This is a genomic window from Amycolatopsis sp. NPDC059027 (assembly GCF_042739735.1).
In the GTDB taxonomy this organism is placed as follows: Bacteria; Actinomycetota; Actinomycetes; order Mycobacteriales; family Pseudonocardiaceae; genus Amycolatopsis.
In genome coordinates, this window is sequence record NZ_JBHYIK010000003.1 from 220,819 (window position 1) to 233,151 (window position 12,333).

Annotated in this window: 10 protein-coding genes; 9 read left to right on the plus strand and 1 reads right to left on the minus strand. The window is 69.6% G+C overall.

Annotation, left to right across the window (positions count from 1 at the left end):
• The first annotated feature begins 86 nt into the window (after window positions 1-86).
• The 6 genes from ACFWY9_RS03550 (at window position 87) to ACFWY9_RS03575 (ending at window position 5,867) form a co-directional block, all read left to right on the plus strand.
• Window positions 87-893 (plus strand): lysozyme, encoded by an 807-nt coding sequence (locus ACFWY9_RS03550; protein WP_378329554.1) that lies wholly within the window; start codon window positions 87-89, stop codon window positions 891-893.
• Between the two features lie 177 nt (window positions 894-1,070).
• Window positions 1,071-1,943, plus strand: a complete 873-nt coding sequence (locus ACFWY9_RS03555) for a lysozyme (protein WP_378329553.1) — start codon at window positions 1,071-1,073, stop codon at window positions 1,941-1,943.
• A 184-nt stretch (window positions 1,944-2,127) separates the two neighbouring features.
• A complete protein-coding gene (locus ACFWY9_RS03560) occupies window positions 2,128-2,817 on the plus strand; it encodes a hypothetical protein (RefSeq protein ID WP_378338044.1) in 690 nt (229 codons plus the stop codon).
• Window positions 2,818-2,870: 53 nt separating this feature from the next.
• The gene (locus ACFWY9_RS03565; RefSeq protein WP_378338045.1) at window positions 2,871-3,971 is read left to right on the plus strand and encodes a hypothetical protein; all 1,101 of its coding nucleotides are present in this window, start codon (window positions 2,871-2,873) and stop codon (window positions 3,969-3,971) included.
• A 4-nt stretch (window positions 3,972-3,975) separates the two neighbouring features.
• Window positions 3,976-5,055: a pentapeptide repeat-containing protein gene (locus ACFWY9_RS03570; RefSeq protein WP_378329550.1), complete on the plus strand. Its 1,080-nt coding sequence runs from the start codon at window positions 3,976-3,978 to the stop codon at window positions 5,053-5,055.
• Window positions 5,052-5,867 carry a pentapeptide repeat-containing protein gene (locus ACFWY9_RS03575; protein ID WP_378329549.1) on the plus strand — a complete coding sequence of 272 codons (816 nt, stop codon included), beginning with the start codon at window positions 5,052-5,054 and terminating at the stop codon, window positions 5,865-5,867. The genes ACFWY9_RS03570 and ACFWY9_RS03575 overlap by 4 nt, the downstream gene beginning before the upstream one ends.
• A 101-nt stretch (window positions 5,868-5,968) precedes the next feature.
• On the opposite strand, the gene purL is transcribed toward ACFWY9_RS03575, so the two are convergent.
• Entirely contained in the window at window positions 5,969-8,251 is a 2,283-nt protein-coding gene (purL, locus tag ACFWY9_RS03580) for a phosphoribosylformylglycinamidine synthase subunit PurL (protein ID WP_378329585.1), read from the minus strand.
• 130 nt (window positions 8,252-8,381) lie between these two features.
• Here purL and ACFWY9_RS03585 point away from each other — a divergent pair, with 130 nt between their 5' ends.
• From ACFWY9_RS03585 to ACFWY9_RS03595, 3 genes are all read left to right on the plus strand, one after another.
• On the plus strand, window positions 8,382-10,013 hold the full coding sequence (locus ACFWY9_RS03585) for an ABC transporter ATP-binding protein (RefSeq protein ID WP_378338046.1): 1,632 nt from the start codon (window positions 8,382-8,384) through the stop codon (window positions 10,011-10,013).
• Window positions 10,014-10,018: 5 nt separating this feature from the next.
• On the plus strand, window positions 10,019-11,758 hold the full coding sequence (locus ACFWY9_RS03590; RefSeq protein WP_378338047.1) for an ABC transporter ATP-binding protein: 1,740 nt from the start codon (window positions 10,019-10,021) through the stop codon (window positions 11,756-11,758).
• Window positions 11,759-11,903: 145 nt separating this feature from the next.
• Window positions 11,904-12,332 carry a pyridoxamine 5'-phosphate oxidase family protein gene (locus ACFWY9_RS03595; RefSeq protein WP_378329546.1) on the plus strand — a complete coding sequence of 143 codons (429 nt, stop codon included), beginning with the start codon at window positions 11,904-11,906 and terminating at the stop codon, window positions 12,330-12,332.
• Window position 12,333: the final 1 nt, after the last annotated feature.

Consider the following 12,333-nt stretch of genomic DNA (forward strand, 5'->3'; position numbering starts at 1 on the left):
TCGGGTGATCAAGGTCGCCCCACTCGCGTCACACGGGCATCGTGAGCCTCATCGGAGTACGTGCGTCCGGTGAGGGAGAGTCGAGGGTGAAGCATCGTCCGATCCGCGGCGTCGCCGCGATCGCCGCCGGAATCGTGTTGTGCGGCCAGGCGCCCGCGTCCGCCGGGGAGTACCGGCAGGTCACCGGCCCCGAGGACCACTACGCGGGCTCACAGATCGAGCGGTACGAGGGTGCCGGCGGCGTCCCGAACCTTCGCTACAGCGCCGAGGACCAGGTCCTCGGCCACGACGTCAGCAGCCATCAGGGCCCGGTCGACTGGCCGGGCGCCTCGGGGGCGGGCGCCCGGTTCGTCTACGTCAAGGCGACCGAAGGCGTCACCTACACCAACCCGCAGTTCACCCAGCAGTACGACGGCTCCCACAGCGTGGGGCTGGTCAGGGGCGCCTACCATTTCGCGCTGCCCGACGTGTCGAGCGGCGCCGCGCAGGCGAACTACTTCGTCGATCACGGCGGCGGCTGGGCCGGCGACGGGAAAACGCTGCCTGGCGCGCTCGACGCGGAGTACAACCCGTACGGCGAGACCTGCTACGGCAAGGACGCGGCGGGGATGGTCGCGTGGATCCGGGACTTCGTCGGCACCTACCGCGCCCGTACCGGCCGCGCGCCCATGATCTACACCTCGACCAACTGGTGGCGGCGCTGCACCGGCGACAACGGGAGCTTCGGCGACATCCCGTTGTGGCTCGCCCGGTACGACACCCAGGTCGGCCCGCTGCCCGCGAGCTGGGCCACCCAGACGATCTGGCAGTTCGCCAACCACGGAGCGCTCCCCGGCGACCAGAACTGGTTCAACGGCCCGCTGGACCGGCTTCGGACGCTGGCCAGGGGCTGACCCAAAGGGTTAGTGACTCACGAAGTAAAGATCAACTCCCCGGGAAATTCACTCACGTGAGTGCTCAATTTCACGGAATTCGGTGACAAACCCGCACCCGGTAGCTAAGAATCGTGCCTGGGCGGCTACCTGCAGTAAGCCGTCCTCAGCGAGGGTATCTGTGAAGGGAATCCGATGATGTCCACTTCCCGAAGAGGCCGGCGATCCGCTCTGCTCGCCGCTCTCGCCGTCCCCACCGTGGCGCTCCTGCTCGGCTCCACGGTCCAGGCGACGGCCGAACCGTCCCCCACCACCAGCAGCGCGTCCGCCATCGACCAGGATCACGAACTGGGGTCCCAGATCCGCCGGGTCGAAGGCGACCAGTCCACTCCGGACACCCGCAAGGCCGCCGAACAGGCCCGTGGCACGGACGCGATCGGCCAGCAGGTCGACGCGTCGGTCGCCGGGATCGACGTGTCCGGTCACCAGGGCAACGTCGACTGGGCGAACTGGTGGAACCAGGGAAAGCGCTTCGCCTACGTCAAGGCGACCGAGGGCACCGGGTACACCAACCCGTACTTCGCCCAGCAGTACAACGGCTCCTACAACGTCGGCATGATCCGCGGCTCGTACCACTTCGCGCTGCCGGACCGGTCCAGCGGCGCGCAGCAGGCGAACTACTTCGTCGACCACGGCGGCGGCTGGTCCCGTGACGGCAAGACCCTGCCGGGGGCCGCCGACCTGGAGTACAACCCGTACGGCGCGACCTGCTACGGCAAGAGCCAGGCCGCCATGGGGGCGTGGATCAGGGACTTCCACGACACCTATCACGCCAGGACCGGCCGCTGGCCGGTGTTCTACACGTCGACGAGCTGGTGGAGCCAGTGCGTCGGCACGTCCCAGCAGTTCGCGAGCACGGTGCCGCTCTGGGTGGCGCGGTACGCCTCCGCGCCCGGCACCCTGCCCTACAACTGGGGTTTCTACACGTTCTGGCAGTACTCCTCGAGCCCCATCGACCAGAACGTCTTCAACGGCGCCTACGACCGGCTCCAGGCGCTCGCGAACGGCTGACCTGCCCCGTCACGATCGATTCAGGCTCCCGGTCCCGCCGCCCCTTCGGGTGGCGCGGCCGGGAGCCGCTTTTGTGTCCGGTTGTCTCACCTTGCACAATGCTGCTGTCGAGGTCTGGGGGAACCACCGGCGTACGCCGTCCGTCAGATCGCGCGAAGCACGGCGTACACGGAAGGCGAGACCGATGACGTATCCACCGCAACCGGGTGCCTCGCCGCAGCCCGGCGGGTGGGATCCGGGCACGCCGCCGTCGCCGTACCCCCAGCAGCAGAGCCACTGGGACCCGAACGCGCCGCAGGGCGGCTATCCCGGGCCACCGCCGGAGCCGCCGCGGAAGAACCGGACCGGCCTGTGGATCGCGGTCGCCGTCGCCGTGGTCGTCGTCATCGCGCTGAGTGTCACCGGCTTCGTCGCGCCCGGGTTCTTCCTCGGCAAGAACGAAAGCAGCGCCGCTCCGCCGACGAGCCCATCGAGCACGTCGAGTGCGACCGGGGCGCCGGGCCTGCCCAGCGGCATGCCCGTCCCGCCGTCACGGCCCGGCACCGGAGCACCGCCACCAGCCAAGAGCAGTGAAGGCCCGGCACCGGCCGGCGGACGCCAACTGGTCGAAACGGTCCTCGCGAAGCTGAACGCGAAGGACGCCGCGGGCGCGAACGCGCTGGTGTGCCCGGGGATGGAGGAGCTGGTGAAGGACGCCGTCACGCGGGCGACCACCGGTGACCCCAGGCTCACCGCGGAGGAGCCGACCGGCAGCGAAGACACCGCCCTGACCCAGCTCGGCGGCACCCTCGACGGCAAGAAGGCCGCGGGCTTCATCACCGCGGGCAACGTGGGCGGCAACTGGTGTGTCGCCGGTCTGTTCGTGTTCGCATGAGGCCATCACCCAAGACTGAGCCAGAAGACTGAGCCAGCGGAAAGGCAAGAAAGATGACCTACCCTCCCCAGCCGGGACAGCCTGGCCAGCCCTACGGCCAGCAGCCTGATCCGTACGGCCAGCAACAGCCGCCGTCCGGCGGATTCGGGCAGCCGCAGCAGCCGTACCCGACCCAGCAGTACCCGCAGCAGGGCGGCTGGGACCCCAACGCCGGTCAGCAGCAGTACCCGCAGGGCGGCTGGGACCCGAACGCCCAGCAGCAACAGCAGGGCTGGGATCCCAACGCGCAGCAGCAGTGGGACCCGAACAACCCGGCCTACACGCAGGGCTTCGGCGGCCCGCCCGCGCCGCCGAAGAAGAAGGGCCTGCTCTGGCTGTGGATCACGCTCGGCGTGGTCGTGGTGCTGGGGGCGGTCTTCGGCATCACCGGCTTCCTCGCGCCCGGCTTCCTGGTCAGCAAGGACGAGGACGGCGCGCAGAAGACCGCGCAGTCGATCATCGACGGGCTCAACAAGCACGACAACGCCGCGCTCGTGGCGCTGAAGTGCCCGGACTCGGACCGCCTGATCGACAGCATGCTCAAGGACCTCGACAAGATCTCGGGCGTGCGGATGGAGGGCGGGCTGAACAAGAAGTCCGACACCGAGTACTCCGCGAACGTCGCGATGACCGTCAGCGGCAGGCAGGGCACGTCCTCGGGCACGATCGTCAAGTCCGGCGACAACTGGTGCTGGAAGTCCGTCACCAAGTTCTCGCGTACCGGCGGGACCAGCGGCAGTGACACCTCGACGACGCCGTCGCGCCCCAGCAGCACGCGCTCCTCGTCGCCGTCCTCGAGCTCGCCGTCGTCGGACAACCCGAACCGCGCGGCCGAGTTCGACGTGATCAAGAGCTTCGTCGACAAGCTCAACGCGAAGGACAAGGAAGGCGCGCTCGCGCTCGGCTGCTCGACCATGCGGCCTTCGCTGCAGGACAGCGTCAACCAGGCGACCAGCGGCGACCCGCAGATCACCGTGACGCCGGTGGAGGACAAGAGCACGACCATGGGCAGGCTCGGCGGCACGATGGGCGGCAAGACCGTGAGCGGGACCGTCGGCGCGTCGTCGACCGGCGGCAAGCCCTGCGTCCTGATCATGTTCTTCTACGCCCACTGAGCACGTGCGCTCACCGTTGCTGTGGACGTTCGTCGCCGCGGTGGTGCTGCTGCTGGCCGTGGGTGGCTGGCTGCTCACTGACCCGGCGACGAGCCACAGCGACGCGTTGAAGACCGGCGGCCTCGCCGGAGGCGCGGTCGTCGCGCTGTATGCGTTGTGGCTCAACGACCGGCGACGGAAGGTCGAAGAGGCCCGGCAGGAGGTCGAGCGCGATCGGCACACGCTCGAACTCAGCCGGGCCGAACTCGACCGTGAACGGGTCGGTGACGAGCGGTTCGCGAAGTCGGTGGAACTGCTCGGCCACGAGGCCGACCAGGTACGGGTCGGCGCGCTGCACGCGCTCGCCGGGCTCGCCAGGAGCCGGGAGAGCTATCGGCAGACCGTGCTCGACGTGCTGTGTTCCTACCTGCGGCGGCCGTTCGAATATCCGCATGCTGACGACGTTCTGACTGGGGCGAAGTCGCCGGACCCGGCGAAGGACCAGGAGCGTCAGGTCCGGCTGACCGCGCAACGGCTGATCGGTGACCTGTTGCCACCACACAACGCCGTCGACGCACCGGCCTACAAGCTCGATCTGACCGGGGCGGAGCTGGAGTACTTCGATCTCTCCGAGCACACGATCGGCGAGCTGGTCATGCGGTACGTGTCCTTGCACAGCAGCACGAACCTGAGCAAGTGCCGCATCCTTCGGGCGGCCTACTTCACCGGGGCCGGAACCGGGGACCGGAGCCTGGGGTATTTCCGTTGTGAGGACACGGAATTCCACGATCGCGCCTGGTTCAGCGGGACGATGTTCCACGAGGACGCCGTCTTCGAGGGCACGAGGTTCGCCGGGAGGACAACCTTCAAGAACGCCGTGTTCGCCAAAGACGCCGTATTCATCGACGCCGTCCGCAAGGGATTCTTCGATCTGCGCAACACCCGCTTCGAAGGCCTGGCCGACCTCCGGTTCGCCGGACCGCCGGACTCCGGCGCGCTGAACAACACCACCGCCGCTACGGCGAAGAAACCGCTGCTACCGGCGGACTGGCGACTGGAGAAACTCGACGAGCGGACCGCCCGGATCGTCCCGGGGCGCGAATGAAGCGGCTCAGATCCCCGCTGTTGTGGGCCTTTCTGCTCACCGCGGCGGTGTTCGCGGGAGTGCTGGTGTGGTTGCTGGCCGATCCGGCGACCAGCCGGGGTGACGCGCTCAAGACGTCGGGACTGGCGGGTGGCGCGGTGGCGGTCCTCTATGGGCTGTGGCTCAACGACCGGCGCCGACGTGTCGAGGAGGCGCGGCATGCCGTCGAGCGCGACCGGGTCTCCGACGATCGGTTCGCCAAGGCCGTCGAACTGCTGGGGCACGAGGCCGATCAGGTGCGGCTCGGCGCCATGCACGCCCTGGCCGGACTCGCGCGCGCCCGGCCGGATCTCTACGGGCAGACCGTGATCGACGTATTGTGTGCGTATCTGCGCCGGCCGTTCCGGCACCCGAACTTCGGGGCCCGGATCACCGAGCACGAGGAACTGGAGGCGGCGAGCCGGGAGCGCCAGGTGCGCCGAACCGCCCAGCAGCTGATCCGGACCTTGATGCCGCACACCAAGGAAAAGAACGTGCCTGCCTACGGACTCGACCTGGCGGGTGCCCGGCTCGACCGCTTCATGCTGCCGCGCCGCCGGGTGGCCTGGCTGGGTATGCAGCGAACCGAGATCGTCAACGGCGCCGACTTCAGCGACACGGTGTTCGAGGAAAGCGTGGACCTCACCGGCGCGATCGTCCGGGGCACCCTGCGGTTCGATCGGGCGAAGTTCGGGCAGGTTCCGGAATTCCGTGAGTGCACCGCGTCCGGCGAAGTGTCCTTTGTGGATACCGACGTGCCACCAGGCACTGTGCTACCGGGCAAGGACTCGTGAGCTGAGCGTCCAGAACGTCGGCTCGCGTCTCCGAACGGCCGGCTGACGTACCCAGGCAGTCGGCTCACCGGCCGACTGCCTGGGTACGTGAGTTCGCCGAATCAGTCGAACAGGGCGGGGAGGGTGCGCTCCCACGCCTCGCGCAACTCGTCGAGCGAGAACGTCGTGATTCCCTGCAGCTCCAGCGAATTCGCCTCCGGGTCGACGACGCCGGTCTTGCGCCACGGCAGGCCGCGCGCGGTGCACATCTCGGTGAACCGCAGTTCCTCGGTGCGCGGCACGGCGACGAGCACCCGGCCCGTCGACTCCGAGAACAGCTGCACGAACGGATCCTGGTCGGTGTCGAGGAAGACCCGCGCGCCGCACTGTCCGATGAGGACGGTCTCGACGAGCGCCTGGGCGAGACCACCGTCGGCGAGGTCGTGCGCGGCGGAGATCATGCCGTCCCGGGAGCCCGCGACGAGGATCTCGGCAAGCAGCTTCTCCCGCGCGAGGTCGACCTTCGGCGGGACGCCGCCGAGGTGGCCGTGCAGCTCACGCGCCCACGCGGAACCGTCCAGCTCGTCGTGGGTTTCCCCGAGCAGCAGCAGGGTTTCCCCCGCCTCCGCGCCGATCCCGGTCGGGATGCGGCGGGTCACGTCGTCGATGACGCCGAGCACGCCGACCACCGGTGTCGGCAGGATCGCGACGTCGCCGGTCTGGTTGAAGAAGCTCACGTTCCCGCCGGTGACCGGGATGCCCAGCTCGACGCAGCCGTCGGCGATGCCGTGCACCGCCCGCTCGAACTGCCACATCACGCCGGGGTCGGTCGGGGCGCCGAAGTTCAGGCAGTCCGACACCGCGACCGGGGTCGCACCACTGGTGGCGACGTTGCGGTACGCCTCGGCGAGCGCCAGTTTCGCACCCTCGTACGGGTCGAGGTAGACGAAGCCGCTGTTGCAGTCCGTCGACACGGCGACACCGCGCCCTGTCGACTCGTCGATCCGGATGACGCCGGAGTCCGACGGCTGCGCGAGCACCGTGTTGCCGCGCACGTAGCGGTCGTACTGCGAGGTCACCCACTCCTTCGACGCCTGGTTCGGCGAGGAGATCAGCTTGAGCAGATCCGCCCGCAGTTCGTCCGAAGTGGACGGACGGGGCAGCTTCGCCGAGGTGTCCGCGATCAGTGCGTCCTGAGTGGACGGTCGCTGGATGGGCCGGTCGTACACCGGGCCCTGGTGCGCCACGGTGTGCGCCGGGACGTCGACCACGGTCTCGTCGTGCCAGGTGATCACCAGGTGTTCGCCGTCGGTGACCTCGCCGATGTCGGTGGCGATGACGTCCCACTTCGCGCAGATCTTCATGAACGCGTCGACGTTCTCCGGCGTGACGACCGCGCACATGCGCTCCTGTGACTCGCTGGAGAGCACCTCCGCCGGGGTCATTCCGCTGGCGCGCAACGGAACCCGGTCGAGGTAGATGTGCATCCCGCCGTCACCGGCCGCCGCCAGCTCGGACGTCGCGCAGGACAGCCCGGCACCGCCGAGGTCCTGGATGCCGACGACGACGTCCGCGGCGAACAGCTCGAGGCAGCACTCGATGAGCACCTTCTCGGTGAACGGGTCGCCGACCTGGACGCTCGGCAGCTTCTTGCGCCCCGCCGCCGATTCGTCGCCGGAGAACGTGTCGCTCGCGAGCACCGACACGCCGCCGATACCGTCGAGCCCGGTCCGCGCACCGAACAGGATGATCTTGTTGCCGGTCCCCGAGGCGAACGCCAGGTGCAGGTCCTCGACCCGCATCGCGCCGACGCACAGCGCGTTGACCAGCGGGTTGCCCGCGTAGCTCGGATCGAACACCAGCTCGCCCCCGATGTTCGGCAGGCCGAGGCAGTTGCCGTAGCCGCCGACACCGGCGACCACACCGGGCAGCACGCGCTTGGTGTCCGGCGCGTCGGCGGGGCCGAAGCGCAGCGCGTCGGCAACCGCGAGGGGACGCGCGCCCATGGCCATGATGTCGCGGACGATGCCGCCGACGCCGGTCGCGGCACCCTGGTACGGCTCCACATAGGACGGATGGTTGTGGCTCTCCACCTTGAAGGTGACGGCCCAGCCCTCGCCGACGTCGACCACACCGGCGTTCTCGCCGATGCCCGCGAGCGTCTTCTCCTTCATCTCGGGCGTGGCGCTTTCACCGAAGTAGCGCAGGTGCTTCTTCGAGGACTTGTACGAGCAGTGCTCGCTCCACATCACCGAGTACATCGCCAGTTCGGCGTCGGTCGGCCGTCGGCCGAGGATCTCGCGGATCCGGGCGTACTCGTCTTCGGCGAGGCCGAGTTCGACGTACGGCTGCGCGAGGTCCGGAGTCGCCTCGGCGCGCGCGGTGGTGTCAACGGTGCTGGTCACGGTGTCGCCGTCTGGGTTCGCCACGGCCTCAAGAGTAGGTCGTCACCTTGCTCACACCCGCTCCGGGTCCCAGCCCACACCGGCATAATTCGGTCGCGTCGCCGGGCGCGGGTCTTTAACGTCGATGTACGTGCTTTCCGCCACATATCCCATCCGAACGCCTCGGCTACCGGCCCGGCTGACCGCCGCCCGGTACCTGTTCGCCGTGCTCCGTGCCCGGTCGCCGGTCGTCCTCGCGGGGGCGCTGATCGGTGCGCTCTGGCTGCTGCCCGGCGCGCTGCAACCGCTGGTGATCGGCCGCGGGATCAGCGCGATCGCGGCACACGACACGGCCGCCGTCTGGCGCTGGGCGTCGCTCATGGCCGTCCTCGGCGTGCTCCAGGCGGGTTTCGGTACCTGGCTGCACTTCATCCAGTACGGACTGTGGCTCCACGGCGCCGCGGCCACCCAGCGAGCAGTCACCGAGCACAGCACCCGGGTCGGCGCCGGTCTGCGTGAGCACACCACGACCGGCAACGTCGTGGCCGTGACCACTTCGGACATCAACCACATCGGCAACATGTTCGAGGTGCTGGGCCGCGCGAGCGGAGCGGTGCTCTCGTTCGTGGTGATCGGCATCTCGCTGCTGTCGACCTCCACGCTGCTCGGCGTGATCGCGCTGGTCGGCGTCCCGCTGGCGGTGACCGGGATCGGGCCGCTGCTGGCGCCGCTGCAGAAACGCAAGACGGTCCAGCGGGAGAACCTGTCCGAGGTGAACGCGCTGGGCGCGGACATCGTGTCCGGCCTGCGGATCCTGCGCGGGGTCGGCGGCGAACGGCGCTTCCTGGCCCGGTTCCGCACGGCGAGCCAGCGGGTGCGCTTCGCGGGTAACGAGGTCGGCCGCAGCGAAGCCTGGCTGGCCGCGGCCGAGATCGCGCTGCCGGGCCTGGTCACCGTGGCCATCACCTGGCTGGGCGCGCGGCTGGCGATCGAGGGCACGATCGGGGTCGGCGAGCTGGTCGCGTTCTACGGCGTCTCGGCGTTCCTGATCGGCCCGGTGGCGATCATGACCGAGTTCGCGGGTTCGCTCAGCTCCGCGCTGGTGGCCGCGCGCAAGGTGTGCGGACTGCTGTCGATCAAGCCCCGGCTCTCCGATCCGGATACGCCGAAGGCGTTGCCCGCAGGGCCGTTGGACCTCTACGACAGCGAGAGCGGCATCCGGATCGCGGCGGGGAAGCTCACCGTGGTCGACCTCGGCGCCGACGCCGAGGCGATCGCCGTTCGGCTTGCCCGCTTCGCGGACGTCGCCGAGGAGGAGCAGGCGCTGATCGGCGGGATCCCCGCGAACGAGATCGCGCTGGCCGAGCTGCGGAAGCGAGTGGTGTATGCGCACAACCAGGACATCTGGTTCTCCGGGATCCTTCGCGAACAGCTGACACCACCGCACGAGAGCGACATCGAGATAGGCGACGCCCTCTACGCGGCGGATGCCGACGACATCGTGGAGGCGCTGCCGCGCGGCGTCGACGAGCTGATCGGCGAGCGCGGCCGCGAGGTCTCCGGCGGTCAGCGTCAGCGGCTGAACCTGGCCAGGGCGCTGGCGATGGACGCCGACGTGTTGCTGCTGGACGAGCCGACGTCGGCCGTCGACGCGCACACCGAGGCGCGGATCACCGAGCGCGTCGCGAAACTGCGGCGCGGGCGGACGACCGTGGTGTTCAGTCAGAGTCCTTTGTGGACACATGTGGCCGACGAAGTCGTGAGTACGAAAGCAACGGTGTGACCACCATGAAGAAGCTCCCACTGGCGTCCCAGCGGGACGTCCGGCGCTGGGCGCTGCGCACGGCGAACGCGCACCGGCGCGAGTTCGCCCTGATGCTCGGCATGTTCTGCCTGGCGACGCTGATCGGGCTGGCCGGGCCGCAGTTGCTCGGGCGGCTGGTGGACGGCGTCGTCGAGGGCGGCACGGCCGCCCGCGTCGATCTGCTGGCCGTGGCGTTCGTCGTGGTCCTGCTGGCGCAGGCGGCCGCACGCAAGGCCGCGCGGTTCCGCGCACGGAAGTTCGGCGAGCTGGTGCTGGCCGAGACCCGCGAAGGTTTCGTCGGCAACGCGCTGACGCTGCCGCTGGGCACCGTCGAAGCCGCTGGGACCGGTGATCTGCTCAGCCGTGCCACCAGCGACATCGGCAGGCTGGACCACGCGGTCCGCAACGCCGCGCCGGAAATCCTGATCGCGGTGGTGACCGTGTTGCTGACGACGATCGCGATGGTGGTCACGTCGCCGCTGCTGGCGGCGGGCCTGCTGGTCGCGCTGCCGCTGCTGGTGCCGGTGAACGTCTGGTACCAGCGGCGGATCCCGGCGGTGATGGCCTCGATGCTGGACCGCTGGGGCGTGCTGCAGTCGATCGCGCACGAAACCGTCGAAGGCGCGCGGACCGTCGAGGCGCTCGGGCTGACCGAACGGCGTATCCGTACCAGCCGCGCCGCTCTCGGCGACACGATCTTCAGCGAGCGGAAGCTGCGGGCGCTGCAGATGCGCTGGCTGCCGGCGCTGGAGATCAGCTACGTGCTGCCGGCCGCGGCGATGCTGTTGCTCGGCGTCCTCGCCTACAGCCAGGGCTGGGCCGGGCTGGGCACGATCACCACGATGCTGCTCTACACCCAGGCCATGGCGACGCCGCTCAACGAGGCGTTGTTCTGGCTGGAGGATCTGCAGGTCGCACTGGCCGCGGCGCGGCGCATTCTCGGTGTCCGGCCCACCCCGCAGGGCGACGCCGTAGCCGAGGCGCCGCGCGGACGCGACATCGACGTCTCGGGGGTCCGGTTCGGCTACACCGCGGATCGCGAGGTACTGCACGGGATCGACCTGCGCGTGCCGCGCGGTGAGCGGCTGGCGATCGTCGGACCGTCCGGTGCGGGCAAGTCGACGCTGGGACGGCTGCTGGCCGGGATCGCGGCGCCGACGTCCGGTTCGGTGCGGATCGGCGGGACCGAGGTGTCGACGCTGGCCGATGACGTCCTGCGGGGCGAGGTCCTGCTGCTCACGCAGGAACACCACGTGTTCTCCGGGACGCTGCGGGAGAACCTGGCGTTGCCCGCACGGCGCGCCGGTGGCGAGTGGACGGACGACGAGTTGCGGGCGGCGCTGACCTCGGCCGGTGCCGCGGAGTGGGCCGCGTCGTTGCCGGACGGCCTCGACACGAAGCTCGGCTCCGGCGCGTACGCCGTGCCCGCGGCGCTCGCGCAGCAGCTCGCGCTCGCCAGGGTGGTGCTGGCCGACCCGCACACGCTGGTACTGGACGAGGCGACGTCGTTGCTGGACACCGGTTCGGCGCGGGAGCTGGAGCGGTCGCTGAACAGCGTGCTCGAAGGCCGGACGGTGATCGCGATCGCGCACCGGCTGCACACCGCGGCCGCGGCGGACCGGGTCGCGGTCGTGGAGGGCGGCCGGATCACCGAGCTGGGCAGCCATGACACCCTGCTCGCGGCGGAGGGCTCGTATGCCCGTCTGGTCGCCGCCGCGAGCTGAAGGGGACTTTCGTCTCGTCTCGTGAGTTGAAGGGGACTTTCAGCGCATGCCACGCGAAGAAAGTCCCCTTCAGCAGCCGTCCGGAATGTCCGGAGCGGTGGCGGTGTTGGCCCCGGATGACACTGTCGATCAAGGGGAGATCCGCATGCCAATGGTCATGACCGCCCAGGAGCGTCAGGAGTTCCTGAGCGGGGTCCACATCGGGGTGCTCGCGATCGGGCGGGACGAACGCGCGCCGCTGGCCGTGCCGGTCTGGTACGACTACGAGCCCGGTGGCGAAGTCCTCGTCTGGATGGACCGCGACTCGCTGAAGGACCGCTCGCTCCGCAAGGCCGGACGATTCAGCCTGGTGGTGCAGTCCGAGCAGCAACCGTACAAGTACGTCACCGTGGAAGGTCCCGTCGTAGCCAGCGACACGGCCCCCACCCGCGAGCAGGCGACGCGGATCGCCGAGCGCTATCTGCCCGAGGACCAGGCCCGCGCCTTCGTCGACGGCTCGCTCACCGAGACTTCGGTCCTGGTCCGGATGCGCCCGGAGAAGTGGCTCAGCAGCGACCACTCCAAGGCGGAATAGC